Raw genomic sequence first — 26,388 nt, forward strand, 5'->3', positions numbered from 1 at the left:
CATTCAGTAGCAAGATTGCTTGCAAACTTGTAGCCCAAAAATGTGCACGGATGTACATTTTTGGGCGAGGATGTCCGTTTTTTTACCGTGTGCCGGGGATCTTTACGACGATGCTTGCAAGTTCGGGTTTCTTTTCCAAGTCTTTCTTTAAGCCCTCTGCCCGTGCTTTGTTGACATAGTTGGGGGACTGGAACGAATAGGTGAACTTGGTGTGCACGTCATAGGTGCCCTTCATCAGCGCGTATGCGTCTTCCGTCATAACGAGTTCTTCGTCGGTGGGGATAACGAATATCTTTACCGGCGAGTCATCAGCGCTGATGCAGGTTTCCGCGTTGCGGGTGCGGGCAAGTGCATTCTTTTTAGGATCGATTTTAATGCCGAGGTGCGTTAAACCTTCGCAGACAGCGAGCCGGGTGTCAAAGCCGAATTCACCGACACCGGCGGTAAAGACGATTGCATCCGGTTTTTGGCCGAGCGCAGCGATATAAGCGCCGAAGTATTTTTGCAAGCGGTACACTTCCATATTAAAGGCAAGCCGAGCCCGTTTATCGCCTTCGCCCATTGCCTTTGAAACATCGCGGCGGTCAACGTATTGTCCCGTAACGCCGAGTAAGCCCGATTTCTTGTTCAAAGCGGTGTCCATTTCCGCCGGCGTCATGCCGGTTTTCCGCATAATATAGAAAGGAAGCGCCGGATCGCAGTCGCCGGAGCGGGTACCCATAACCAAACCTTCCAAGGGGGTAAGCCCCATCGAGGTATCGAAGCACTTGCCCTGTTTAACACAGCACATCGAAGCGCCGTTTCCGATATGAGCAATGATGATATTGGTGTCTTCCGGTTTTTTTCCGAGGATGACGGCGGCTCGTTTTGCAGTGTACAAGAAGCTGGTTCCGTGGAAGCCGTAGCGGCGGGCAGAGTATTTTTCGTACCATTCGTGAGGAATAGCGTACATAAAGCTGGTTTCGGGCATTGTCTGGTGCCATGCCGTGTCGATAATCGCACAATGCGGAACGTTCGGCAGCACCTTTTGGGCAGCCTCAATACCCATAATGTTGGCAGGGTTATGCAGCGGCCCTAAGTCCTGCACTTCGCGGAACGTGTTAAGAATTTCGGGGGTTACGATAACCGATTTGATAAACTTATCCCCGCCGTGAGTTACGCGGTGTCCGACTGCCTTGATAACGTTCATGTCGGTGATAACGCCTACGGACGGATCGGTCAATGTTTTAATGATAAGCTCAACCGCATGAGTGTGAGATGGACAGGGACTTTCCAGTACATACTTGTCCTTCCCTTTTGCCTCGTGGGTAATAACACTGCCGGGCTGCGTTACCCGCTCTACAACACCTGATGCAAGGACGCTGTGATTGTCCCAATCATACACCTGATACTTTACCGAAGAACTGCCGCAGTTCAATGTCAAAATAACCATGAAAAACTCCTATTTATTAATACTCGGCGGTTCTAAGAACTCGGTTAGCTTTTAGAGCCGCTTTACTATAGAATACCGGCGGAGCTTCGCTTTTAGGCGATCGCCAGCATCCTTGAGGTTTCAGTATATAGCGAAATCGGGGAAATGTCAAAAACTCACGTTGGTTGGGACGGAGGCATCAGATGCTTTTTGAAGAATACATTTCTCTTTTTGTTAAAAAAAATGCGTGAAATTCTTTTGAAATTTCACGCATTCAATTGAGATTTTTAGGAACTCCCTATAGGATTTTTTAATACGGTTCGCCGTTTGCCTTGGGCGCGGCAGAGTTCTTACTGAACAGCACGAGGGCTATCAGCGTAACAAGGTAGGGGAATATCTTGAGCCATACCGGCGGTATACCGCTTAAAGCGGGGATAACCTGCGAGACGTTCGCGACAGTACGGGCAAATCCGAAGAAGAAGGTTGCACCGAGGATTCCGAACGGCTTCCATTGACCGAAGATTAATGCTGCGATGGCCAAAAAGCCGAGGCCGTCTACGCTGCCGTTAAATTCTCCCGAATAGGTTACGAGGATAATAGCGCCGCCGAGTGCGGAAAGCGCACCGCTCGCACATACCGCGAAGTACCGCATTCGGTGTACATTGATACCGGCACTCGCAACGGCGGACGGATGCTCGCCGCAGGCACGCAGCCGCAAGCCGAAAGAGGTCTTATACAACAGTATCCATGACAGAATAAGGATTACCAAAACCAGCCACGTACTCCAATATACTTGCGAAAAGAAAAGCGGGCCTAATACGGGAATTTTTGAAAGACCGGGAATATCCTGGCGGATAATGCTTGCAACGCGCACATTTCCCGAACCGGTTATGGTACGAGCCATATAGATAGTTAATGCAGCGGCGAGCATGTTGATGGCCGTACCGCTGATAACCTGATCCGCTTTCAGCGTAATCGATGCAAACGCATGCAGCAGCGAAAAAAGAATGCCGGCTATAGCCGCAACCAGCAAGCCGATCGGAATAACCAGTCCTGCCGGGATGGAGTGCTGCAGTAAATTGATAACTACCGCTGCGGAAAAACTTCCGATCAGCATCAAACCTTCAAGGCCGAGGTTGGTAACCCCGCTTCGTTCGCTGTATAATCCGCCGAGGGAAGTAATCAAAAGAGGAATTGTGTATGCAATTACATAGGGAAAAATTAAGGTTAAAATATGCCACATACGTTATACCTCCTCTGCAGAAAGCCCAGCTGTTTGGCGTGTACGTATCTTTTTGGAAATAGTTCCCCAGAAGCGTTTAAAGAGCAGACTGGTTGCAGTAAAATAGATAATAACCGCAATGATAGTGTCTGCAATTTCCGGCGGAACAATAGTGTTCGCGCTCATAAAGCCTTTGCCGACGTGCAACACGCCGAAGAAAATTGAACTGAGTGCAACTCCGATCGGTGTCCCTGCGCCGAGCAAAGAAACTGCGATGCCGTCAAACCCCTGCGAGGGCATTACACCGATCTGCATATTCAGCGCATAGCCGGTGTAGTAGGTGAGACCTGCCAAGCCCGACAGCGCTCCCGCTATCATCATCGAAATAACGATATTCCGGTTTACTTTAATCCCTGCATATTCCGCACAGTTGCGGTTATAACCGACTGCTTTTAATTCAAAGCCGAGTGTTGTCTTATCCAAGATGATTTTAAGGAGAACCATTGCGAGTATTCCGAGGAAGATTCCGTAGTTCACGTATTCGCTGCTGAACAAGTTTGTGAGCCACGGGGTACGGAGCGAACGGGATATCGCAATCGATTTACTTTCCGTTTCCAGATATTCCGCCTTTAAGTAGCCCGGTACGATGTAAAAGACGAGCCAATAGGCAATCCAGTTCATCATAATGGTGGAAACAACTTCGTGTACGTTGAACAGTGCTTTTAATAAACCGGGAACAACACCCCAAAGAGCGCCGCCTGCAACACCGATAAGAATCAGCAAAATGAAAAAGAGCGGGCGAGGCATGGAAGTTGCCGACAACGCAAACATACTGCCGAGCAATCCGCCGATCAGCATCTGTCCCGAACCTCCGATATTAAAGAGTCCGGTTTTAAATGCAAACGAAACGGAAAGGCCGACTAATAAAAGTGTTGTGGCTGTTGCTAGCGTATTTCCGATACGTTCGATATTCATCAGACCGCCGCGGAAAAGGTAGATAAAGGCGGTAAAAGGATTCTCGCCTATAAAAAGAATAAGGATCGCACCTGCGATTAAACCGAGCAGTACGGCGGAAAGGCTGATTACAAGGGTATTATCTGCAAGAGTCGTGTGTTTTTTTTATAATCACTGTTGGCCTCCATGTTTATGTGTGTCCCCAGCCATCATCAAACCTACTTCTTCGACTGTAGTTTCTTCCGGGCGGACAATACCGGTTAAGGCGCCGCGGTGCATAACGGCAATTCGATCCGACAGATTGAAGATTTCGTCCAGCTCAAAAGAGATGAGCAAAACAGCCCGTCCTCTATCGCGGTGCTTTACCAATTCTTTATGAATTGCTTCGATAGCACCGACATCCAAACCGCGTGTCGGCTGCACGGCGATAAGCAGTTCGGGATCAAGGGCAATTTCACGGCCGAGAATAGCCTTTTGCTGATTACCTCCGCTCAAATTCCGTGCGGCGGAGTGAACGCCTTCGCCTGAACGGACATCGAATTGTTCGGTAATGTCGCCGGCAAATGCAAACATCTTGTTTTTATGGAGAAATCCGTGTTTTTGAAAGGGAACCTTGTAATATGATTTGATAATCATATTTTCGGCAATCGTGTACTGCATAACCAAGCCGTGTTTTTGGCGGTCTTCGGGAACTAAGCCCATACCCGATTCATTGCGCTCGCGGATAGAAGTTTTCGTGATATCCTTACCGCTTAGCAGAACGGTTCCTTCCGCAATCGGCATTAAACCGGAAAGCGCATGAACAAGTTCGCTTTGTCCGTTACCGTCTACACCCGCTATACCGACAATTTCGCCCTTATGTACTTGCAGCGAAAAGTCATTGACAGCCGGTACTTTTTTAGAACCGATAACTTTGAGATGTTGTATATCGAGTACGACCTCACCGGGCTTTGCAGGATCTTTTTGTACCTTAAACTCAACCGGCCGTCCAACCATCTTTGCCGCCATCTCGTTTTTGGAAGTTGTTGCAACATCTATGACATCGATCAGCTTTCCTCGCCGTATAATGGTACAACGGTCGGCAACGTCCTTAATTTCCTGTAGTTTATGGGTAATGAGGATTATGGATTTTCCCTCGCTTACGAGGTTCCTCATTATTTGAATAAGTTCTTCGATTTCCTGCGGTGTTAAAACGGCAGTCGGTTCGTCAAAAATAAGCACTTCCGCATCGCGGTACAACATTTTTAGTATCTCAACCCGCTGCTGCATCCCGACCGTAATATCCATAATACGCGCATTCGGATCGATTTGTAATCCGTATCGGGAACTTAAATCTTTTATCTTTTTTTCCGCCTTATGCAGATCAAGAAAAAAGCCGCCTTCTTTTCCGAGGATAATATTTTCGGTAACGGTAAAATTATGTACAAGCTGAAAATGCTGGTGCACCATACCGATGCCGAGTTCATTAGCATCATTCGGATTATTGATAACCGCCGGTTTACCGTTTACGAGAATTTCACCCGCATCGGGGTGGTATAAACCGAATAAGATGCTCATAAGAGTGGATTTACCTGCGCCGTTTTCTCCAAGAATCGCATGGATTTCCCCTTTTTTTACCTGCAATGTTATATCATCATTTGCAACAATACCGGGGAATTCTTTGCGGATATGGCGCATTTCGATAGCATATTGTTCAGACAGATCAGGCCTTCCTTTATTTACACTGTAAACTTTTATCTAATTAATATTAAAGAAAAATCCGAGGTGTATGCATACATACATCCTCGGATTTGCAAAAAATGTTTACCGATTAGCGGAACAAATCTCCCTGTTTATCGGAAATTACAATAGCGCCGGATTTGATTTGCGCATATATATCCATAACTTGTTTTTGGACATCGCTTGAAAGATTGGGGTTTTCCGGAGGAATACCGACTGCATCTTCTTTTGCGGTTAAAACAAGAGTGGAGCCGCCTTGGAATTTACCGTCGAGCTCATCTTTGACCATGTCATAGGATGCGCGGTCAACATATTTCATTGCGGAAGTCAGGATAACCGATTTTCCGTCGGGGAGTAAGCCTTCGTTATATTGATTAACGTCAACGCCGACAACCCATATTTCTTTTCCAACCTGACGGCGTGCTTTAGCTTCGTTGATAACGCCGACACCTACACCGCCTGCTGCTGCGTGAATACAGGTAACGCCGCGGTCAAACATAGAAGCTGCAATCTGCTGGCCCGCTGCGATGTCGCTGAATGTTCCCTGATACACAAAGTCTTCCGGATGCATTTCAATATTTGTGCCGAGGTTTTCATTGGCATATTTAATACCCTGCTGCCATCCCCAGTTAAATTTCTGAACAGCCGGAATCTCCATACCGCCGATAAATCCGAAGCGTCCTTCTTTTAATTGGAGAGCTGCTGCAAGGCCTGCAGTGAATCCCGCTTCTTGTTCTGCAAAGAGAATACCGATGGTGTTCGGTCCGTTCTGAGCGTCATAAGAATCGGCGGGGTGAGCGTTACCGTCGATGATAACGAGCTTTGCATCAGGATATTTTGTCTGAGCCTTGAAAATTGCGGTTTCAAACTTGAAGCCGGGGCAAACGATGAATTTATACCCTGAATCATAGAGGTTGGAAATTTCTTTTACATAGTCCGCTTCGGTTGTTCCGACCGGCTTTAAGTATTTAATCTCAACGCCGAGTTCTTTTTCTGCACGGACAATGCCTTCCCATGTTCCCTGATTGAATGATTTATCATCAATCGTTCCCGCATCGGTAACCATACCGACTTTCATAGCTTTCTTTGCCGGTTCTTCGCTCTTGGTACATGAGCAAATGACAAAGGCACTGAATACCAGCACGGCTGTTCCCAGTACCGTTTTTAAGCTTATTTTTCGCATATTTGCGCCTCCTCAAATAAGTTTATTAAGTATACCCCAATAAAAATGCCGTGTCAAATCGTTAATATAATGAAGGTGTACATCCGTGTACACTTCTGGACGCGAGTTTTTGCGAAGCAAAAACGTCGCTTCTGCGTGGAACCACGGACATCCCTGTCCGTTCTGAAAAAAGCCCTTCCGAAGCCTTTTGAAATAGACGGTGTAGATACAAGGAATAAGGCAAAAAAGTACCGCAGGCGTATCTTTGATACGTTGAGGACACTTTTTTGCCTTATGACGCAGTAGATGCACCGTCTATTTCAAAAGGACTCGCTGATGGCACCAAGCGCATCTATAGTAGCCTCTATCTCTTCCGTGGTGTTAAACGTGGAAAAGCTGAAACGAACCATGCCTTGGGCTTCCGTTTTGTATGCGTGGTGTACCAGCGGAGCACAGTGGGCGCCCGGGCGGGTGGCAATTCCGTAGCGTTCATCGAGGAGGCGGCTTACTTCCGATGAAGGCGCTGTCTTGAGGTTCAAGCTGATAACGGGACCGGGGTTTTGCGTTTTCGGCGCATAGAGTGTGATAAACGGAAGGTCGGCGGCAAGTTTAAAAAAGTAGGAACGCAGGTTGGCTAAATACGCGGCTGCATTCTCTTGGCCGAGCTGCTCGATATAGGCACAGCCTGCAGCCAGCCCTGCAAAAGACGGTACGTTCATCGTTCCTGCTTCAAAGACATCCGGCATCGTCGCAGGGTGGGTTTTATCAAAGGAGTGAATACCGCTGCCGCCTGAAAATACCGGCTTAAAGGCAAAATCGCCGTTGACCGCAATGCCGCCGGTACCCTGCGGACCGTACAGTCCCTTGTGCCCGGTAAAGCAGACAATGGTTTGCTCATACTGCGAAAGATCCATCGGCATGGTACCGGCGCTTTGGGAAGCGTCGATAATCAGCGTCAGTCCGTTCTTTCTGCAAAGCCCGTAGATTTTCTGCATGTCGGGAACCGCGCCGATGACGTTGGAGCAGGCGGTAACGATAACCGCTTTAGTATTGCCCCGTATCGCTGCTTCCATCGCGGCATAGTCAAGTTCGCCCGTTTCAAGGTCAAAACCGATAATGGAGAGTTCGGCTCCCTGACTTTCCAGCTGATAGAGCGGGCGCAGCACCGAGTTATGTTCAAGCGCAGTAGTGATGAGGTGATCACCCGCGCCGAACAGGCTTTTCAGCACAAGGTTCAGCGCTGCCGTCGCGTTTTGGCAGAGCGCAACCTGCAGCGGGTCTTTTATATGGAAGATACGGGCGACGGCAGCGCGGGTCTTATATAAAGAGGCAAGCGCCGCATGCGCCGTTTTGTGCGCCGACCTTCCCGGATTTGCAAATTGCTGCGAGGCAATCGCTTCATATACTGCGTCCGCAACAGAGTCGGGCTTATGGAGCGTCGTAGCGCTGTTATCAAAATAAATCATATTAGTTACCGTTCGCCGCCATCTTTACTGCGGTTCTGACTGCGCCTTGCACGGTGAGAGTATACACATCCTGATACGCAGCGCCGCTTGTGTGTAATAATTCAACCGCCTTTTCCGCATCTTCACGGTTGACCCGCAGCGCCATCCCGCAGCCTTCCGAAATTTCCGGAGGAAGCGGGATGAGGCGGGCATCGGGTAAGCCGGTAACCGCCATTTCCGCTGCGATTGCTTGATGAGTGCTGTCAAACGAAATAACGCAAAATACTTCGTTCTGCATAGCTTAGGGCTTTACGACCTTATTGGTGCGCATGATTTCCGTAATCCGGTACATATTTGTCGCCGAACCGACCTGCAGCTTCTCTTTCAAGCCGTAAAAATCCAAACACAGACCGCAGGCAAGCACCTCCGTCCCCTTGTCTTGGAGCGTCTTTAAATCGGTGATAGTCTTTTCGTTTTCGGTTGTAAGGCGGACACCGGTGTTATACATCACCACCATTTTGGGGATTCGATCCTGCTCAGTCAGCGCATAGACAAAGTTTTCCAACAGCTTTTTGCCGAAACCTTCATCACCGGTACCCATCTTATCGGAGTTAATCACCACAACATACTCATCCGCACCCTGTTCCAGTACGCCCGAATCATTCAGCACCGCGCACGCTTCGCAGCCTTCAAAGTCGTAGAGCACGGTGTATTCCGCATCGTTCAGCTTGGTAACGCTTGCCTTAATATTCAGCTGCGCCGCCATCTTTGTCAGGTTCTGGGTAGCGATTTCGTTATCCACCCGTATCAGGATATTTTCTCCCGATGTGTTTTCGCGCAGCACTTTTTTCGTCATAATGACAGGGATGGGGCATACTTTGCCCATCGCATTTACTTCAATCATCATTTTCCTCCATTTATATACTGCATAATCATTAACTTACCGTAATCGGATAGTCCGAGCGCGGTTCGATGGTGCCGATTTGGAATAGGTTGATGCCGGCTTCCGCAAAGGCGTGCCGGATTTTTTCCGCTTCGGCAGGGCTGACGGCAAAGAGCAATCCGCCCGATGTCTGCGGATCAAAGATAATTTCTTCCAGTGCAAAATCCTTTATGCCGAAGGTGATTTTTCCTTGCGCAAAGTTCCGGTTCCTTTGTCCGCCTGCGGTAAGCAAAAATTCCCCTGCTGCTTGATATGCCGCCTCGATATACGGAATATTTTTTGTGTTAAGTCGGGCGCTAAAGTCTGTGCCGGTCATTTCCAAAAGATGTCCGCTCAAGCCGAAGCCGGTTACGTCCGTACAGGCGTGGACGTCAAAGTTGCGCAAAATCTCTGCTGCGTATTTATTGAGGCAGGTCATCGAGGCGGCTGCTTCGTCAAAGGCGGGGCGGGGGACTTCTCCTGCGCTGTAGGCGGTGGTGATAATACCGATACCGAGTTTTTTGGTTAAAAACAGAACGTCTCCAGCTCGCGGGGTGTTATTCCGCCAAATCCGCTGCGGGTGTACCGTGCCCATCACGGAAAGACCGTATTTTATTTTAGGGTCGTGGATGGAATGCCCGCCGGCGAGCGCGGCTCCCGCTTCTTTTACCTTTTCCGCCCCGCCGGTGAGAATGCTTTGCAGCGCTGCGTAGGCATTTTCGTGAGTCGCTTCTTCGGGATAGCAGACAATGTTCAATGCGCATACCGGTTCTCCGCCCATTGCATAGATATCGCTCAGGGCGTTTGCCGCTGCAACTTGCCCGAAAAGGGTAGGGTCGGTTACCATCGGCGGGAAAAAATCCAAGGTTTGGATAACGGCAATATCTTCCGTCAGCTGAATAACCGCCGCATCGTCGGAGCTGTCAAAGCCGACCAATAAACCTTCGTGCGAAGTTTTAGGGAGCGTTTTTAGCAAAGCGCTTAAAACGCCTGCACCGATTTTTGCATTGCATCCGCCGCATACAAAAAGCTCATCGCTCCGACCGCTCACGGATTTATTATGATTTTCCATTGATTTATTATAATATATAAGGGTGCTTTTTACAAGCAAAATTTCAGCTTCGGGGATGTCTTAAAAGCTGATTACTTTTCCGCCATCCCCGCCGAGTTCTAATTTAAGTCGTTATATCATAATGACTTAAAAAAAAGCCGGTCTATGTACAAACATAAACCGGCTTTTTGCCGTGCGGCTATTGCTCTGATTAGAACATCCCCCGCACGCCTTAACAGAATGTTTCTTTTATAAGCCCCAGAAGGTTTTAAGCATCGGCGCGATAACCAAGGAGACCATCGACATCAGCTTGATAAGAATATTGATGGAGGGGCCGGCGGTATCTTTAAAGGGATCACCGACCGTATCGCCGACAACGGCGGCCTTGTGCGCTTCGGACCCCTTGCCTGCGCCGCTGCCCGATTCAATCATTTTCTTTGCGTTATCCCATGCGCCGCCGGAGTTTGCCATAAAGATGGCAAGCACAACACCGGAGCCGGTAACGCCGGTTAATAAGCCGATGAGCATCGCCGGGCCGCCGAGGAAGCCGACTAAAATCGGGGTGATAATGGCGACAAGACCGGGGATAATCATTTCGCGGATGGCAGCCTGTGTGCTGATGTCAACGCAGCGTTTGTAGTCGGGTTTTTCGGTATTGTTCAAAATGCCGGGTTTATTTTTAAACTGGCTGCGCACTTCTTCTATCATCTTGTAAGCGGCTTTGCCGACTGCGGACATCGCCATAGCGGAGAACAGGAAGGGTACCGCAACACCCAGCAAGATACCGGTTAAAACGGGGATATTCGTAATATCGACGATTTCGACGCCGGTGTGTTCTTTAAACGATGTAAACAGGATAATAGCGGTTAACGCTGCGGATCCGATAGCAAAACCCTTTCCGATTGCAGCGGTAGTGTTACCGACTGCGTCGAGACTGTCGGTAATTTCGCGTACTTCGCCGGGGAATTCCGCCATTTGAGCAAGACCGCCTGCGTTATCCGCGATAGGTCCGTAAGCGTCGACAGCCAACTGAATACCGAGCGTAACCAGCATACCGACCGCCGCGATACCGACTCCGTAGAGACCCGCCAAGCTGAAGCTGCCCCAGATTGCCGCTCCGATCAATATGATTGTCGGGAATGCACTCCGCATACCGACGCTCAAACCGGTGATAATCGTCGTTGCAGCGCCCGTCTCACACGAGTTCATAATCGAAACAACCGGTTTTTTACCTGTGCCGGTGTAGTATTCGGTTAAAAGACCGATAAGAACACCCGATGCAAGACCGGTAATCGTTGCGCCGAAGATATGATACATACCGGCGTTTCCGTTAAAGGTTTCCTCGCCGATAAAAAATTTCAATACGATAAATAAGAACACAGTCGCTAAGATTGCCGCGCCGAAGGTACCTGCGTTCAATGCTTTTTGAGGATCGCTTCCCGGTTTTGCACGTACAAACACCGTTCCGATCAAGGAGGCGGCAATACCTAAAACCGCAATCAAAAGCGGCAATACCATGAGCTTCAATTTTAGGGAATCGGAGGCGGCGACGGTTAAACCGAGGATCATCGCTCCAATCAACGAACCGACAAAGGATTCAAAGAGGTCGGCGCCCATACCTGCAACATCACCGACGTTATCGCCGACGTTATCCGCAATGGTAGCAGGGTTACGGGGGTCATCTTCGGGAATGTTTTTTTCTACCTTACCGACCAAGTCTGCGCCGACGTCCGCCGCTTTGGTAAAAATACCGCCGCCGACGCGGGAGAAAAGCGCAACCGAGGATGCGCCGAGCGAAAAAGCTGTTCCGAGCGGTAAGCTGATATTATAAAAAACATCGATTGTGGTTCCGTAAGTAACGGATGCTATAAGCATTACAATAAAAAATCCGAGTAATGCGAGGCCGACAACGCTCATACCCATGACGCTTCCGCCGGAGAAAGCAACCTTTAACGCCGAGGTAAGTCCGCCGTTTTTCGCCGCCTGTGCGGTACGGGCATTTGCGGCTGTTGCAACCTTCATACCGATATATCCCGCCAACAGAGAGACGGCTGCTCCCAACACAAAGGTAAGCGCTTCCATTTTGAGCTCGCCTTTATTTCCGGCAGCTAAAAATAACGCAACCGCTGCAATAAAAGGAACTAACGCCTTATATTCGCGGTTCAAAAAAGCCATCGCTCCTTCCGAGATATAACCGCTGATATGCCGTAGATCTTCATTCTCTACCGGCTGCCGGTTAATCCAGCGCGTTTTTACAAAAGCATACAGCAGTGCTGCAATGCTTCCTGCAAGAACAAGCGCCAATACGGAATACACAAGATTTGTCATCATACTATTACTCCTCTTAATACTCTTTTTTCTCTTTTATAAAAATAGAAGATTTTTTGCAATTTATAACCATTGCGTTCATAGTATGTTCCAAGTATTTTCTATTGGAACTGATTCTTGTATTCTAATACATGAAATATGTTTTTTCAAGGTCTAATTTATGGCCATTTTGCGTTGCGTGCTATATATATGGGGTGGAGGTTAGACTATGAAACTCAAACGATTATTGGTTCCGCTCTTTGCCTGTATTGCTGCGGGCGTTATCTTTCTGCAATGTACGCGGTGTACTCCTCTTACGGATACGCAGTTCAAGGGGCCCGTTACGCTTGTTACCTATAATACGCAGACGTTTTTTGACGCGGTGGAGGACGGTACCGAGTTTAAAGAATACAAGGGGAGTAAATCCCAATGGACGGAGCAAAAGTACCGGACGCGGCTGGAGCGGCTCAAGCATACCGTGTTTGCGGCGGGGGAGAAATTGACCGGTAAAAAAGACCGGTTACCCGATATCGTAGTCTTGCAGGAGATTGAAAATGACCGTGTTGTCGAGGATTTTTGCAAGCAGCTGCCGAGCAAAGAAAACTATCCCTATGCGGTGTGTCCGCCGGCTTCAAAAAGCGCCTTTACTACGGTGATTTTGAGTAAGTATCCCGTCGAACAATTTTTTGTGCACCGCCTATACACCGATCAAAAAATTTCGCTGCGGCCGCTGACGGAGGCTGTGCTGAATACGGGGAGCAAAGATAAACCGCAGTTGTTAACCGTCTTTGCCGTTCATTGGAAGTCCAAGACCGGTAGTTCCGACAGTGCGGCAGTCCGTGCTCTGCAGGAAGCGCAGCTGATGCAGAAAATCAGAGAACATCGAGAAAAAAATCCGCAGATTCCTTTTGTGGTATGCGGGGATTTTAATCAGACACTGGAAGAATTTAATCAGCTGGACGACCTTGCCGTGTGCTGGGATGGAGCGGACTATAGGACTGAAAGCGAAGAAGGTATACAGCCGGACGGCAGTTATTATTTTAAGGGATCATGGGAAAAAATCGATCATATTTTCTATGAGAGCGGTGCGGACGGATCCGGCGATTCCGATGCTTTCTATACAGGCAATGCCGGAGCGGCTTATATCGAACCGCTGCTGTTTTTTGTGTTGTATGAACCGCCGCTGATAGAGGATGGTAAACCGGTTCGGTACAACGTTCTGAACGGCGAAGGGTATTCCGACCATCTACCGCTCGGCTTCCGGTTTGAGATACGCGATTAGGAAAATAAGCTTGCGGATTGTCCGGGTATCGGCCGTTTCCCGGTTTTCCGCAAGCAGTTTATCCTACGGCATTTGTGCAGATGCAGGCTATCGGCAAGGGCTTTACGGTTCAGGGTTTAATTGGTATGCTTATACTGAACGGCTAAAGGAATGCCTCTATGCGCACTAAACAACCTATAGAAGGAATACGGCATTTTATTTATACTCCGAACCTCATAAAAAAGTCTCGGTTTGTGGCTCTTATCATGTTAATCGTTACGGCTGTTATCATTGTATTGCAGTATATTTCCGTCCTTCCGTCAGACAGACTTATCCGATTATCCAATGTTTTATGTGCGGTTATTCTCGGTATTATCGTAATCAAACCCGGCTTCATCATACTGTATACGTTTCCGTGCTTGATTGCAGGATTGGTCAATATTTATCATGCAGGTAATTTGCTCGGGCTTTTTTTATATCTGGCGGGCTTACTCATTCTATTAAAAACGAATTTCTTTAAAACATATATTTGGTATAAAGTCAGTGCGTTGAGCGTCGGCTTTGCAGCCGTTTTAATTGCCCAGCGGTTTCGGTATGGCAGTACCGTTTTTATGCTTTCTTTGCTGCATATCGGGCTTGGCCTCTGTGTGGCTGCCGGCTTATTTGTTTTGTTCGCAGATGATTTAAAACACTATTATACACGAAAAACTCCCATCCGCGTATCTTCACTCCGGTTAACCGAACGACAGCGCCAATGTCTCCGCTTAGCGGCGGAAGGTCTTACCTTTAAACAAATCGGCGAAAAACTTTGTATTTCGGAATCGGTTATAAAAAAAGAAATGACCGAAATTTACAAAGCGCTGAACGTTGCGAATTACCACGCCTTTCTCATCTTCATACAGCAGCATGAATTGATCCTGTAAGCAGTTTAAGACAAACACATCAGTATACAGAATCGCTCTGAAAAGCGGTGTTTCCTCGCAGAATGCGGCAAGAACCGAAAGTTCTTTTTTTGAGAACTTCGGTTTTTTGTGGAATCTCAACTTGACGACACAAACATACTCCATTACGCTTGAGTGTAGAGAAGCGGAATACGCGCCCTGTAATTAAGCATAAGGAGACGGAATACGGAGAAAACTGACATGAAACGCAAAACTTTTCTTTTTGGTAAGCGCAGTACCGGAATAAGTATGTTCTCTGCAACGACTATAGCATTATTGATTCTGAGCAGTTCTTGCGATCTTCTATTTATGGGTGTAGAAAAGAAATATCCTCGCTATACCCCCAGTTATGCTTGGAAGCTCTGTTTGGAAAAGGTATGGGACACAAGCAATCCATACACTGAAGGGCGGTACCTGTATCTGCTAGAACGTGAAGATATGGAAACAATGTATCTGGTAAAACGCGATATGGAAACGGGAATCGATGAATGGACAGGGAATAAGATATATATCGATAACGACAAAAACTTTTCAAACATTGTAAAAATCGGAAATACTCTTTATGTTATGCGTTTTGAAAGCGGGCTGTTGTATTGCTACTCGGATACGGACGGAAAATTGTCGGCGCTCGTACAAATAGGATCGACAAAAGAAGAAATATCCCGTAACCGCAGCCTATCCGGTACGATTATGGCGGATGGTAGGACGCTCTACTGGGGCACAGACGATCTGTTAAAACTTGATGTAACGACAATTGATTATACGCAAGGGCAAACTATACAAATCCGCCCGCCCTCTCCGATGCATCTTAATGCTCATTGGAATGGGGGCGAATTAGTATCCGACCAGCTTATCGAAGATAATATTCTGTACCTGCTGACATGCAATCGAGAGTATCCAAACGGTTACGGGGTTGTCGTTGCCATCGATTTGCAAACCGAAACGATTAAATGGGAAAAACAGCTGGATAATATAGAAGGATACCGAGATAGCAAATTGTGCATCAGGGACGATGTACTATATGTACTAACCAATTCCTTTATACGTATAGATAAAAGGGACGGCTCAATACTTAATCGGTATGACGGAGAAATAGCGCCTCCTTCAATAGGGAATCTTGCTGAATCAACTGTTTCGCTGCATAAAGTTCGATATGATAATGAACGTCTGTATTACATTACCGTGCGGTTTACGCGGGGACATAGAGGATGGCACAGTGATTATTCACTGATGTGCATCGACGCCGTAACATTAAAATTTTTATGGAGTGTGCCGTTAGAATACGGTTCATATCACACCCCTTTAACCGTTGTGAACGGAAAAATATATATAATAACATACGGCGCCGGCCTATTGGTATTCGATGCAAAAACGGGAAAACTTCTCGGCGTCGATAAAACGATTTCAGGTTTTTCTAACGGTATACATGTCTTGTATAAAAATCACTATATCTTCTTTAATAGGAACCTTGATGACAAATACGCAACTATTTCTTCTATGCGGGTATAAGACGGATTACGGCAACCTTTGCTGCCGCAGGATTCAAAAGGAGGCGATTATGAAGAAATCTCTATTTTTCTGTACCGTATTCTGCTTTGCTCTAGCAGCCTATCCGCAAGAACGGACACAGGCAGATGGAATTGAAGCGATTCAAAACAATACCGTTAGACCTGAAATAACGATAGAGCCGGATGCCGCATCGGAAATAACAGCCGCTCAAGAAGACAAAGTACAAGACTCCATGGCAGAAATAAAGATCAATAAGCTTATTCAACAAGGGCTCTTTAAAAATAAAGACCTTATAAACCGACAGGCCTTGCTGTTGACCGAAGAGCAGCGGATTAATATACAAGAACAACACAGACTTGGTTATGTAAAACCGCTTCTGTTTAACTCTTTACTCGGATTCGGCATCGGCAACTTTATCAATAAAGATAGAGCCGGCGGAATAACCCATGTAGTAATAGATAGTCTTACGGTCGGCACCATACTTGTTGCCGGATACATCTATTTAAGAGGGGCTGCCATCTACCTTGTGGCGTTACCGTTTTTATTGTTCGATCAAAATGATAGTATAGGATTATCAGATACATTATCTTCAATTGATAACTCAATGAAAATATGCAAAATAATCGTTCAAACGGGATTCGGCGTATTACTGGCAAACAGAGTTGCTTCAATCATCAGTGTAAGCGTGCATACGGCAAAATACAATAAAACGCTTAAAGAAGCGCTGAATCCGGTAAGAACGAATGTATCCGTTCAGGCTATACCGATTATCGCCCCCAACCAATTCGGCTTAGCGTTGAGTATCAATTATTGACGGAATGCGCCCTGACAGCAGCCGGATTATACAGCTGCTGCAGACGATACGTTTTTATCCGCGGCGCAGGGAATGCAGCAATTTCTGCTTCATCGTAAAGAGCGTCTTTGTAAGCGAAACCTTGTAGATGTGCGGGTTAAGCAGGCGGCGGGATGTGGGATGTAAACATTCCAGCTGTCTGCTTGCCCGTTGATGCATCTCTTGCAGCGTTTCCTTTTGACCGGTGTATACGCCGCCTGAAATCTTGAGATGGAGCAGTTCTTCCGCCTTTGCCGCCTTAAACGAGAAGCTTTGATAATCATTCAACGGATGATAGTAAGTAGTCATTGCTTCGGCGTTGAGCGTTTCGTCATGCAAGCCGATAACGTCGGCCTTAAAAAATCCGTCACTGTCGTAGAGCCGCCACACTTGTTTAATGCCGGGGTTGGTAATCTTGGCGGGGTTATCCGAAAGCTTCATCACCGGCAGCCATGCTCCCGTCTCGGATTGACGTGCGGCGAGTTTATAGACGCCGGTAAATGACGATTCCTGTCCGCCGGTTACCATGTGCGTGCCGACTCCCCATGAGTCAATCGGGGCTTTGTTCAAAATAAGCGATTCGATGATTTCTTCGGTTAGTTCATTGGAAATGGATATTTTCGCATCGGGTAAACCGGCGGCATCGAGCCGCTTCCGTACTTCGGTACTGAGATACTGCATGTCGCCCGAATCGAGCCTGACGCCGAAATTTTTTCCTTGCGCTTGCAGCTTTTTCCCTACTTTTATCGCCGCCTCGATGCCGGAGCCGAGCGTATTGTAAGTGTCGATGAGGAACACCGATTTATCGGGATAGATGGCGGCATATTGTTCAAACGCTTCTTCTTCGCTGGGGAAGGACATCACCCATGCGTGAGCCATAGTCCCCATCACCGGTATGCCGTAGAGCTTTCCGCCGAGCGTATTGCTGGTACCGGCAGCTCCGCCGATAATAGCGGCACGGGTAGCGCTCATCGCGCCGTCCGGGCCTTGGGCACGCCGCAAGCCGAATTCCATAATGGAAGATTTCCCCGACGCAAGCCAAATACGGGCGGTCTTTGTTGCAATCAAACTCTGAAAGTTGATAGTGTTGAGGATAAGCCCTTCGAGAAGCAAGGCTTCGATAATCGGCGCTTCAATGCGCAGTACCGGCTCGCTGGGAAATATAAGGCTTCCTTCATCCATCGCCCATACCGAACCTGAAAAGCGAAAATCCTTGAGATAGCTGAGAAAGTCATCGTCAAAAAGATGTAAGGTCGCAAGGTAGGCTATATCGGATTCATCAAAGTGAAAAGCTTGAATCGCTTCGAGCAGTGGCTCAAGTCCTGCAAGAACCGCGTAGCCTCCTCTAAACGGATTACGTCTAAAGAACATATCAAAGACGCACGGCCGATTGTTTTGGCGTTTAAAATAACCTTGAGCCATTGTCAGCTCATAAAGATCCGAAAAAAGTGCACTGGTAATCATCGTTACTCCTTTGGGCATCTCTTAAAAACGGAAGTTTTTAGAGATTCCCTCTTGTTTATAATCTTCAATGATTCTGCCGGATGGAAGAGCCCGTTCCGGTTTTTATCACTTCAATCTTTTGCGGGATGCGGCTTTGCAGTTCGCCGACATGCGAGATGATGCCGACCATCCGGTTCCCGCGTATTTCGTCTAATATGCCGACGGCGTTTTCCAGGGCTTTTTCGTCGAGCGAGCCGAAGCCTTCGTCGATAAACATCGAATCTATTCGGATGCCGCCTGCCCGTGCTTGAATGGAATCGGCAAGACCGAGCGCAAGGCTGATGGAAGCCATAAAGGTTTCTCCGCCGGAGAGGGTCGCAGAGGGGCGGCACTTACCGGTGTAGGCGTCGGCAATTTCCAAGTCGAGGCCACGGTATGCGTTTCCCGTGCCGTGGTCTTCGCTGACGGCAAGCCGGTACCGTCCCTCGCTCATCCGCTCAAGCCGCTTATTTGCAAACATGGTTACTTCATGCAAAAAGGCGGAAAGAATCCACGTGTCGAACTGGAGTTTCCGCGGATTGCTGCCGCACAGGTCTTTTGCAAGGGCTACCCAGTTTTGCGCCTCCGCCGTTTTGACTGCGAGGGCTTTGGTTAATTCCGTGTGCTGGGCGTGCAGCTCCTCCAGCTTTGCCTTTTCCGTATTGAGGACTTCGAGCCGCGCCTGTATTTCGTCATACCGTTTGCGCAGGGTTTCGACGGCGGCTTCCAGCTCGTCAAGGTCGCGCGGCTCCGTTGCGGAAACGTCTTTTTCAAGTCCGGCTGCCGCCTGCTTATACGCCGCATACTGCTCATAAAAAGTATCGATTTCCGTTTTCCACTGCGCGATTTCCGGTTCGCTGCACACGGCTTGCTGTAAATCCTCCAAATCGGCAAAACCTTCCTTAATATACGCGGCTTCGAGCTGCGCTGTTTTTTCGCTGCGCTGCTGTGCGCGTTCCCGGCCGTGCGTTTCCGCTGTGGAAAGTTCGCCGCGGATTCGTTCAAGGTTTTGCGCCGCTTCTGAAACATCGGTTTGATAGGCATTGATGGTCAGTTTGAGTTCCTGCAGCAGCGCTTCGCATTGCTCCAGCGCGGTTTCCGCATCGGGGATTTCAGCACCGGAGGCTTCGGCATCGAGGATTTTGAGCCTGCCACCGGTTCCTTGTTTGTCGGCTTTACCGGCAGCTTTCGTATCCGGAGCTGCCGTATCCGCTTCCGTATCTGCGCTCAACCGGACGGTGCATATATCTTCCGGCAGCTGCGAAAAGGCTTGGTCAAATTGGCGGCGTTTTTCCTGCAGCGCGGCGGAAACCCCGCTTAACTGCTGCTCCGCGCTGTGCTGCCGCTGCGCATAGTCTTGCCGTTCCCGCTGCAGATTGCGGGATTCCGATTCCAATGTTTTGTGTTCCGCAAAGGCCTTGCGTGATGCGTTATACGCCTGCAGCGCCTCGTTTATCCGCTGCGCGGTTTCCTTAATGCGGCTTTCCGCCGCATCCTTTCCGTCCGGAAAGGCGTCAGCGCTGCATTCTTTATACTGCAGCCGTAATTCTTCCGCAGCTGCCGCCCGTTCGTCTATTTGCTTTTGATAGTTTGTATAGGAAGCTTCCGCACCGGCGAGCGCTGCCTGCGCTTTTTCTTTTTCGTGCTGCAGCTTGGTTGCGCTCCGTTTTGCCGCTTCTATCCGCTCGTCAAAGCTGAACGCGCTTTGTGCGATGTCCTGCGCCGGTGCGGGATGGTGTACCGAACCGCAGACGGGGCAGGGCGTTCCTTCTTCAAGCTGTTCTGCGAGAGCCGCCGCCGCCCGCTGCCGTTCCGCAGCTTTTTTTTCTTCTTCTATTCTACTGATCTGTTCCGTTTGGATGTCATAGTCACGGGCAATCTCCGCAAGCTGCACCCGCGCATGAGCGGCAGCCTGTTCATAGCTGTGTAAAAAGGTGTTAAGCTGCTCATGCTTGCACAATATGTCGTGCATCTGTTTTTCCATATCGAGCCGGCTTTGCAGGCCGCGGTAGGCGTGTTCCCGCTCGTCGAGCGCATCGACGGCAGGGGTAAGGGTGGCGGTTTTTTCCGTAACGGCGGCAAGCTGCGCTTCGATGCGCTGCAGTTGCGCTTGAGCGGCAGCGGCGGCACGTTTCAGTTTATCCTCTTCCGCTTGTGCCGTGCCGATTTCCTGTTCCAGCACGGCGGCCTTCCGCAGCGAATCGATGACGGCATAGAGGCTGTCCCGCTGCTGCTCCTTAGCGGCTATGTCGCTCTGCCGATCCTGCAGGGCATTCATGCGGGCGGTCAGCTCTTCCATGCGTTTCCGCTTTTCCCGTATTTGCCGCTCATCCGTAGCGCAGGCTGCTTCCAGCTCAAGGAGCTGATTTACGTGAACGGCCAGCGGAGTCGCCCGCTGCGCTTTTTCTATCTTCGCTTTTAAATTGAGGATATCTTCTTCGCGGACACGGCACGCTTCAAGTTCTTCGTTAATCCGCTCCAACTCTTTCCGCTTTTCCGCAAGTATTTTTTCCTGTTCAAGTTCGGTGTTCTTTGTCTGCAAAGCGGTAAGAACGCCGCCGTGCTCGTCCCTGATCCGGTCTATCTCGTTCAACAGCTCCGCGCGGTCGCTTTCGTAGCGGTGGTACACAAAGCGGGAGTGCAGGGTTTCGAGGTTTGCTTCTATTGTTTGCGCTTCCTGCTGCAGCTTGTCTGCGCGCAGTTTTGCCTCCTGCATCAGATCCGAGTACCGCTTGATCGGGAACAGGTGCATCAGCGTTTCTTTTTTATCGCTCGACTGCGCCCGTAAAAACTGAGCAAATTCTCCCTGCGGCAATAGGACAATGCGGCTGAATTCCTTGTCGGAAAGTTTGATCAAGCTTTGGATCGCAGCGTCGGTTTCCCGTTTGTTGGTCGATGAGCGGTTCTCCCAGCTGCCGTTTCCGTAGTATTCAAGGGATACTTCTTCCGGCGTTTCCAGCTTTCGGCCTTCTTTTGTGTAGGGCAGCTGCCGTTTGATTCGGTACAGCTGCGCTCCGATGAAGAAGGTCAGCGTCACATCGGAGATTGCGTAGTCGTCTGCAAAGTGGCTCCGCAGATTCCTCATAACGCCCGATCTTCCGCCGAGCGGTTTACCGTAGAAAGCGTACGAGATTGCATCGAAGAGCGTAGTCTTTCCGGCGCCGGTTTGTCCGTAAATTAAAAAGAGGGAGCCGAGGGTGTCGAAGTCGACCCTGTGTTCGCCGGTAAAAGGGCCGATGTTGTGTAGTATCAGTTCTTTAGGTCTCATACGCGGTTTCTTCGGAACGCCGATTAAAGCGAGGAGCGCATTTAATCGGCGTTCCAACTTGTTTCTCATAAGTTCGTGATTGCAAATTGCATACGACCTTATTACGAAACAAGAAGGTTCAGAGTTACCACTGCTTAATCCGCATTCGGATTAAGCAGTGCTTCCTTGCAGAGCTGTTCAAAAAGCTCCTGCTTCATTCGGTTCTGCTCGCCGTTGATGAGGCTTTCAAACCGGTTAAAATTTTCGGCTAAGGTGAGCGGATCCTCCGCCGTTCGCTCGCGGAGCGTCAGCTGCTCTTCCTCCTGTTCTTCCTGATTCATAAAGCTCTTTTGCCGGATGCTCAACAGGAACGGAAATTTTTGCCGCAGCAGCTGCATCGGGTGCGCAATGACCTCCGCATCGTTCAGCGTAATTTCCAGATAGTAGCCGCTCCATTCATCATAGAGATGTTCGGTAAAGAAGTTCGCAAAAGAGCCTTCAAGCCGCTTAAGCGGGCGTTCGGAAATGATGGGTATCCGCTCGATAGTGACCGGAGCTTTTGCGCCGTTTATGTCGGGCTGTTTCGGCGTACAGTCGATATCTATCGAAAGGACGCACTTGGCATCGTCGGATTCGTCAAAGGAGTAGGGGAGAGGCGAACCGGAATAATACATTCTGTCCGTTATCCGTTGGCAGCGGTGCAGGTGTCCGAGCGCAACATAGTCGAAGAATGAGAAAAAATCGGGATTGACGTATTCGGCGGTACCGATAAAGGTACGTTCGCTGGCGGAGCTTTGTCCGCCGATCGTAAAGAGGTGCGCCGCTAACAGCGCGGGTATGCCCGGCGGTACCGCTTGTTTTAGAATGTGCGACGCAACCGCCGCCATTTCCGCCTGCGAATCGCCTGCCGTGCGGTATGTTTCTTTTGTCTCTTCCGAAAAAGCGCCGAAGTTTAAAAACGGGAGTAGATATACCGCGAGTTTTTCCGTTCCCTTGGTAAGGATTACAGGGTCTGCAAGGCGGCTCGTATCCTGCGCAATGTAGATGCGCTGATTTTGCAGTATCTCGCGGGCAAAGGCGAGCCGCTGTGCGGAGTCGTGATTGCCGGGGATGATAAACACCGCCGTGTCGGGACAGTCCTCCCGTATCCGTGCGAGGAACTTGCTGAAAAGCGAAACTGCCTCGGCCGAAGGGATGGCTCGGTCGTACACATCGCCTGCAATAATCAGCGCGGTATAGCCGTTCCGGGTAAGGATATCATGAATGTCGTTCAGCATTTTTTCCTGCACACCCAACAGCGGCGTTTCGTGCAATGTCTTTCCTAAATGCAAATCGGCGGTATGGAGCAGTTTCATCCTTTGTACTGTATGACTAATAGAACATTCTGTAAAGGGGAGAGGGATAATTCTTAATTATGAATTGTTTACACCTTCCACTCAATGCCTTTTTGGAAGTTATTCCACATAGTTGCGTTGGGTACAATGAAAAATAAACTAACTAAAAAGATGATCGAACGTTATTAAAAGAGCGGCCTACCTAAGAAAAAGAGCCTAAAATTCGGGTTTTTAGAGGTGCATTGATTACGGTACCGGCAAAAATTCCAGAGTATTCTCCTGATGCAGTATCGAATCTCGCTATTCAGTCAGTTCGGCGTATCCGTTCTTTTTGCAAAATCGGAGATAGAACATCTGATTAAATGAATGCTGAAAACCTGTGCTATATCCATCCTATGAATAAACCGTGAAATATTCATTGACAGAAATCCGATATCTTGCTATATTAGCAATGAATAAAATACAAAATATTCACAGGGTTGCAAAATAACGATGGAGAAGGCATGGCAAGAGCATTTACGGAAGAAGAACGGATAAAAATAAAAGAAAAGATAATGGAAGCTGCTCTCGATTTATTCCACGATAAGGGGACAAAGGCTTTGAGCATAGCGGAGCTGACAAAACGTGCCGGTATTGCGCAAGGGACTTTCTATAATTTTTGGAAGGATAAAGAAGCGCTGATTATCGAAGTTATCACATATCGCTCAATACAAAAACTGCACAACATTGAAGAGGAGTTCCCGCATTCGCTCAAGGATCCGGCAGCGTTTCTAACGGATATTGTATACAGGTATTCGGTCGATCTTGTGATTAAAATTAAAACACAGCCGGTCTATAAAGATGCGTTTAAGATATTTGAAGCAAAGGGTCCGCAGGAAGCACATAAAATGGAAGTATTGTATCAAGATTTTTTTGAGAGACTTATACAGTATTGGCTAAAAAACGGTGCAATAAAAAGAGTAGATAAAAAAGGGTTAATGAACGCATTTGTGGGAAGTTCCATATTATGCGCCCGGTATTATCAGTTTGATGAAGCATATTTTAATGAAATATTGCGGACATATATCGCCGCAATGGTGAATAAGTACATAGAAGTATAACAATCGGGAGGAATATCATGCTAATACTTGATTTTACACAAATACATAAAGACGACGTATTAATTGCCGGCGGTAAAGGAGCTAATTTGGGTGAAATGACTGCCGCAGGAATAAATGTACCGAAAGGGTTTGTCATTACCGCCGATGCGTATCGGGAATTTTTAAAAGAAAATCACATTGACGAGTTTATTGCACACGGTCTTAAACAAGCGCACACGGATGAACATACATTATCTGCCGTTGCCGCAGAGTTCCGGGAAAAAATCACAGCGGGACATTTCCCTGCTGAATTGGAAAAAGAAATAAGAGCAAAATATGCAGAACTTGGTGAATCTAAAAGAGTTGCAGTTCGTTCATCGGCAACGGCGGAAGATTTACCCGATGCGAGTTTCGCAGGTCAACAGGAAACGTATTTGAACGTACAAGGCATAAATGATGTGCTGCTTCAAATCCGGAATTGCTATGCGTCCCTCTGGGGAGAGAGAGCGGTAAGCTATCGTCTTAACCAAGGATACGATCAAAGTGCCGTTGCGATTGCAGTTGTCATTCAGAAAATGGTGGAAAGCGAAAAAGCGGGTGTGCTGTTTACGGTCAATCCGGTAACGTACAATAAAGATGAAATGCAGATCAATGCAAGCTACGGGTTAGGCGAAAGCGTTGTTTCGGGACGGGTAACGGCGGATAGCTATATTGTAAATAAGAACGGAGCTATACGCGAAGTAAGCATCGGCAGCAAAGAAACGCAAATCGTCTATGCCGATAAACATACAAAGGAAGAACCGGTAAGCCCCGAAAAAAGAGCAGCCCGTGCTTTAAATGATACGGAGATTGCAGGGCTCGTGCAAGCCGGATTAAAAATAGAAAAGCACTATGGTATGCCGATGGATATTGAATGGGCAATACAAAACAATGAAATCTATATTGTGCAGGCACGCGCAATAACCGCATTAAAAAATAACGATGATGAAGAGCGCATTCAAGCATATATCAAAGACAATAAATTAACAAAAATGATGAAAGGGAATATGGCTTTTCAGTTTGAGAAAATGCCGTTTGCATATCGCGCGCTTGATTTTGATTACATGATTGCAATTAACGATCAAAAAGCACGGATATTTGCGGAAGGCGGCATTATTTTTAATTCAAATCCTAAAATTGATGACGATGGGATTCAAACGCTTCCGGAAAATAAAAAAGGGTTTACTCGACATATCTTTCATATCTTTACGATGATAAAGATGTTTAAAAATTTTGAGTATTGTGCCGGTGTGTGTAAAAAGTTTATGCTTCATTATGAAAAAGAAATAGAGCTCATTAAATCTTTCGACTTTGAGAATATGAGTTTAGCTGAATGTAAAAAATTCATGGAGCATAGTTACGAGCTTATTCAGCATCTTGCTTATGATAGGTTTAAATATTCGTTATTTCCATCCATGCTGATGAGTAAGAAATTCACAAAAATGATTCAGCGTGTAAACAAACATTATTCCGCATTCGATTTTTATTGGGAACTGGATAATAAGACGGCTGTAGTTACAAACGATATTTCATGCATAGCCGATAGCATAAAAACAAATACGGCTTTAACGGAAGCTGTTATGGCCGGTACATCATTTGAATCGCTGTGTAAAGATTTCCCTGCATTTAAAAACCTTGCAGACGAGTTTATAAAAAACAACGGCTTTAAGTCGGATTATAACTGCTATTGTATTGAAGCAAAAACGTTTATCGAAGATCCGGATCGGCTTGTGAATATTATCCGTCCGCTTTTAAGTAAAGATGGAAAAGACACTCATAACGGAAAGGATAAAAATTATGCGGAATTATTGAAGAAATTGCAGCGTATTTACGGCCGCACATATCCGCGTATAGAAAAAGACATACAAAATTTCCGGTATTTTCATGTTGTCCGCGAAGAATCGCAGTATTTGTGGGAAACGCTCTTTTATTATGTCAGACAGTGCGTTAAGCGGATAAATATACTGCTGTTGCAGAACGACGATTACAAGCACGGCATTGCAAATCTTTTTCACCGTGAATTAATCGAAGTGCTTGAAACAGGCGCTATTATCGATACCTACAAAGAAAAGATACAAAGACGGAATGCGGCATTCCCGCTTGCAGAAAAAGTGTGGGAAGCGTCAAAGCTGCTTGTGTTTGATTCAAAGGGTAATGTGTTGAAAGGGGTAAGCGGCAGTCCGGGAGTTGCCGTAGGAAAAGCATGTCTTATTTCAACTCCGGCAGAATTTTATAAAATGCAAAAAGGCGATGTGCTGGTATGCCGCCTGACCGATCCTGAGTGGACTCCTCTTTTTACGCTTGCAAGTGCCGTGGTAGCCGATACCGGTTCTGCGTTAAGTCATGCAGCCATTGTCGCACGGGAATTTAATATACCGGCGGTACTGGGTGTCGGCTTTGCTACTGCAAAATTCAAAGACGGCGACATGATTACAGTCGACGGAAACAAAGGCGAAGTACGGAGCTGCTGA

General features: G+C 47.7%; 19 protein-coding genes. 6 read left to right on the forward strand and 13 right to left on the reverse strand.

All coding sequences use genetic code 11. From position 1 onward, the window contains the following. Nucleotides 1-82: 82 nt before the first annotated feature. The 10 genes from HMPREF1222_RS10250 to HMPREF1222_RS10295 all read right to left on the reverse strand — a co-directional run bounded on the left by HMPREF1222_RS10250 (nucleotide 83) and on the right by HMPREF1222_RS10295 (nucleotide 12,217). Nucleotides 83-1,432 (reverse strand): acetate kinase, encoded by a 1,350-nt coding sequence (locus HMPREF1222_RS10250; protein WP_016519340.1) that lies wholly within the window; start codon nucleotides 1,430-1,432, stop codon nucleotides 83-85. A gap of 289 nt (nucleotides 1,433-1,721) precedes the next feature. Further along, on the reverse strand, nucleotides 1,722-2,654 hold the full coding sequence (locus HMPREF1222_RS10255; protein WP_016519341.1) for an ABC transporter permease: 933 nt from the start codon (nucleotides 2,652-2,654) through the stop codon (nucleotides 1,722-1,724). Nucleotides 2,655-2,657: 3 nt separating this feature from the next. Further along, entirely contained in the window at nucleotides 2,658-3,608 is a 951-nt protein-coding gene (locus tag HMPREF1222_RS10260) for an ABC transporter permease (RefSeq protein WP_016519342.1), read from the reverse strand. Nucleotides 3,609-3,758: 150 nt separating this feature from the next. Further along, a complete protein-coding gene (locus HMPREF1222_RS10265; RefSeq protein ID WP_016519343.1) occupies nucleotides 3,759-5,264 on the reverse strand; it encodes an ABC transporter ATP-binding protein in 1,506 nt (501 codons plus the stop codon). Nucleotides 5,265-5,397: 133 nt separating this feature from the next. Then, nucleotides 5,398-6,489 carry a BMP family lipoprotein gene (locus HMPREF1222_RS10270; protein ID WP_006189190.1) on the reverse strand — a complete coding sequence of 364 codons (1,092 nt, stop codon included), beginning with the start codon at nucleotides 6,487-6,489 and terminating at the stop codon, nucleotides 5,398-5,400. A 299-nt stretch (nucleotides 6,490-6,788) separates the two neighbouring features. Beyond that, nucleotides 6,789-7,934 carry an aminotransferase class V-fold PLP-dependent enzyme gene (locus HMPREF1222_RS10275; RefSeq protein WP_016519344.1) on the reverse strand — a complete coding sequence of 382 codons (1,146 nt, stop codon included), beginning with the start codon at nucleotides 7,932-7,934 and terminating at the stop codon, nucleotides 6,789-6,791. A gap of 1 nt (nucleotide 7,935) precedes the next feature. Further along, a complete protein-coding gene (locus HMPREF1222_RS10280; RefSeq protein ID WP_016519345.1) occupies nucleotides 7,936-8,211 on the reverse strand; it encodes a putative Se/S carrier protein in 276 nt (91 codons plus the stop codon). 3 nt (nucleotides 8,212-8,214) lie between these two features. After that, complete coding sequence (yedF, locus tag HMPREF1222_RS10285) at nucleotides 8,215-8,817, reverse strand: sulfurtransferase-like selenium metabolism protein YedF (protein WP_016519346.1); 603 nt, start codon at nucleotides 8,815-8,817, stop codon at nucleotides 8,215-8,217. A gap of 31 nt (nucleotides 8,818-8,848) precedes the next feature. Next, on the reverse strand, nucleotides 8,849-9,907 hold the full coding sequence (gene selD, locus HMPREF1222_RS10290; RefSeq protein WP_016519347.1) for a selenide, water dikinase SelD: 1,059 nt from the start codon (nucleotides 9,905-9,907) through the stop codon (nucleotides 8,849-8,851). A 228-nt stretch (nucleotides 9,908-10,135) separates the two neighbouring features. Further along, nucleotides 10,136-12,217: a sodium-translocating pyrophosphatase gene (locus tag HMPREF1222_RS10295; protein ID WP_006189184.1), complete on the reverse strand. Its 2,082-nt coding sequence runs from the start codon at nucleotides 12,215-12,217 to the stop codon at nucleotides 10,136-10,138. Between the two features lie 205 nt (nucleotides 12,218-12,422). Here HMPREF1222_RS10295 and HMPREF1222_RS10300 point away from each other — a divergent pair, with 205 nt between their 5' ends. The 4 genes from HMPREF1222_RS10300 (at nucleotide 12,423) to HMPREF1222_RS10315 (ending at nucleotide 16,718) form a co-directional block, all read left to right on the forward strand. Further along, entirely contained in the window at nucleotides 12,423-13,475 is a 1,053-nt protein-coding gene (locus tag HMPREF1222_RS10300) for an endonuclease/exonuclease/phosphatase family protein (protein WP_016519348.1), read from the forward strand. 158 nt (nucleotides 13,476-13,633) lie between these two features. Beyond that, nucleotides 13,634-14,377, forward strand: a complete 744-nt coding sequence (locus HMPREF1222_RS10305; protein WP_016519349.1) for a helix-turn-helix transcriptional regulator — start codon at nucleotides 13,634-13,636, stop codon at nucleotides 14,375-14,377. Between the two features lie 219 nt (nucleotides 14,378-14,596). Beyond that, nucleotides 14,597-15,904, forward strand: coding sequence for a PQQ-binding-like beta-propeller repeat protein (locus HMPREF1222_RS10310; RefSeq protein ID WP_016519350.1), 1,308 nt, complete (start codon nucleotides 14,597-14,599; stop codon nucleotides 15,902-15,904). A gap of 49 nt (nucleotides 15,905-15,953) precedes the next feature. Further along, complete coding sequence (locus tag HMPREF1222_RS10315; protein WP_006189179.1) at nucleotides 15,954-16,718, forward strand: hypothetical protein; 765 nt, start codon at nucleotides 15,954-15,956, stop codon at nucleotides 16,716-16,718. Between the two features lie 54 nt (nucleotides 16,719-16,772). On the opposite strand, the gene HMPREF1222_RS10320 is transcribed toward HMPREF1222_RS10315, so the two are convergent. From HMPREF1222_RS10320 to HMPREF1222_RS10330, 3 genes are all read right to left on the reverse strand, one after another. Next, the gene (locus HMPREF1222_RS10320; protein WP_016519351.1) at nucleotides 16,773-18,200 is read right to left on the reverse strand and encodes a nicotinate phosphoribosyltransferase; all 1,428 of its coding nucleotides are present in this window, start codon (nucleotides 18,198-18,200) and stop codon (nucleotides 16,773-16,775) included. Between the two features lie 64 nt (nucleotides 18,201-18,264). Beyond that, nucleotides 18,265-21,543, reverse strand: coding sequence for an AAA family ATPase (locus HMPREF1222_RS10325; RefSeq protein ID WP_244870152.1), 3,279 nt, complete (start codon nucleotides 21,541-21,543; stop codon nucleotides 18,265-18,267). A gap of 77 nt (nucleotides 21,544-21,620) precedes the next feature. Further along, nucleotides 21,621-22,820, reverse strand: a complete 1,200-nt coding sequence (locus HMPREF1222_RS10330) for an exonuclease SbcCD subunit D (RefSeq protein WP_016519353.1) — start codon at nucleotides 22,818-22,820, stop codon at nucleotides 21,621-21,623. 482 nt (nucleotides 22,821-23,302) lie between these two features. Here HMPREF1222_RS10330 and HMPREF1222_RS10335 point away from each other — a divergent pair, with 482 nt between their 5' ends. Further along, nucleotides 23,303-23,899: a TetR/AcrR family transcriptional regulator gene (locus tag HMPREF1222_RS10335; protein ID WP_016519354.1), complete on the forward strand. Its 597-nt coding sequence runs from the start codon at nucleotides 23,303-23,305 to the stop codon at nucleotides 23,897-23,899. A 17-nt stretch (nucleotides 23,900-23,916) separates the two neighbouring features. Beyond that, entirely contained in the window at nucleotides 23,917-26,388 is a 2,472-nt protein-coding gene (locus HMPREF1222_RS10340) for a PEP/pyruvate-binding domain-containing protein (protein ID WP_016519355.1), read from the forward strand.

The organism is Treponema vincentii F0403 (assembly GCF_000412995.1).
In the GTDB taxonomy this organism is placed as follows: domain Bacteria; phylum Spirochaetota; class Spirochaetia; order Treponematales; family Treponemataceae; genus Treponema; species Treponema vincentii.

What these genes read in the sequence shown, in the direction of transcription:
- HMPREF1222_RS10250 (WP_016519340.1), bottom strand. Translation starts at nt 1,432, where the DNA reads ATGGTTATTTTGACATTGAACTGCGGCAGTTCTTCGGTAAAGTATCAG.
- HMPREF1222_RS10255 (WP_016519341.1), bottom strand. Translation starts at nt 2,654, where the DNA reads ATGTGGCATATTTTAACCTTAATTTTTCCCTATGTAATTGCATACACA.
- HMPREF1222_RS10260 (WP_016519342.1), bottom strand. Translation starts at nt 3,608, where the DNA reads ATGAATATCGAACGTATCGGAAATACGCTAGCAACAGCCACAACACTT.
- HMPREF1222_RS10265 (WP_016519343.1), bottom strand. Translation starts at nt 5,264, where the DNA reads ATGCGCCATATCCGCAAAGAATTCCCCGGTATTGTTGCAAATGATGAT.
- HMPREF1222_RS10270 (WP_006189190.1), bottom strand. Translation starts at nt 6,489, where the DNA reads ATGCGAAAAATAAGCTTAAAAACGGTACTGGGAACAGCCGTGCTGGTA.
- HMPREF1222_RS10275 (WP_016519344.1), bottom strand. Translation starts at nt 7,934, where the DNA reads ATGATTTATTTTGATAACAGCGCTACGACGCTCCATAAGCCCGACTCT.
- HMPREF1222_RS10280 (WP_016519345.1), bottom strand. Translation starts at nt 8,211, where the DNA reads ATGCAGAACGAAGTATTTTGCGTTATTTCGTTTGACAGCACTCATCAA.
- yedF (WP_016519346.1), bottom strand. Translation starts at nt 8,817, where the DNA reads ATGATTGAAGTAAATGCGATGGGCAAAGTATGCCCCATCCCTGTCATT.
- selD (WP_016519347.1), bottom strand. Translation starts at nt 9,907, where the DNA reads ATGGAAAATCATAATAAATCCGTGAGCGGTCGGAGCGATGAGCTTTTT.
- HMPREF1222_RS10295 (WP_006189184.1), bottom strand. Translation starts at nt 12,217, where the DNA reads ATGATGACAAATCTTGTGTATTCCGTATTGGCGCTTGTTCTTGCAGGA.
- HMPREF1222_RS10300 (WP_016519348.1), top strand. Translation starts at nt 12,423, where the DNA reads ATGAAACTCAAACGATTATTGGTTCCGCTCTTTGCCTGTATTGCTGCG.
- HMPREF1222_RS10305 (WP_016519349.1), top strand. Translation starts at nt 13,634, where the DNA reads ATGCGCACTAAACAACCTATAGAAGGAATACGGCATTTTATTTATACT.
- HMPREF1222_RS10310 (WP_016519350.1), top strand. Translation starts at nt 14,597, where the DNA reads ATGAAACGCAAAACTTTTCTTTTTGGTAAGCGCAGTACCGGAATAAGT.
- HMPREF1222_RS10315 (WP_006189179.1), top strand. Translation starts at nt 15,954, where the DNA reads ATGAAGAAATCTCTATTTTTCTGTACCGTATTCTGCTTTGCTCTAGCA.
- HMPREF1222_RS10320 (WP_016519351.1), bottom strand. Translation starts at nt 18,200, where the DNA reads ATGATTACCAGTGCACTTTTTTCGGATCTTTATGAGCTGACAATGGCT.
- HMPREF1222_RS10330 (WP_016519353.1), bottom strand. Translation starts at nt 22,820, where the DNA reads ATGAAACTGCTCCATACCGCCGATTTGCATTTAGGAAAGACATTGCAC.
- HMPREF1222_RS10335 (WP_016519354.1), top strand. Translation starts at nt 23,303, where the DNA reads ATGGCAAGAGCATTTACGGAAGAAGAACGGATAAAAATAAAAGAAAAG.
- HMPREF1222_RS10340 (WP_016519355.1), top strand. Translation starts at nt 23,917, where the DNA reads ATGCTAATACTTGATTTTACACAAATACATAAAGACGACGTATTAATT.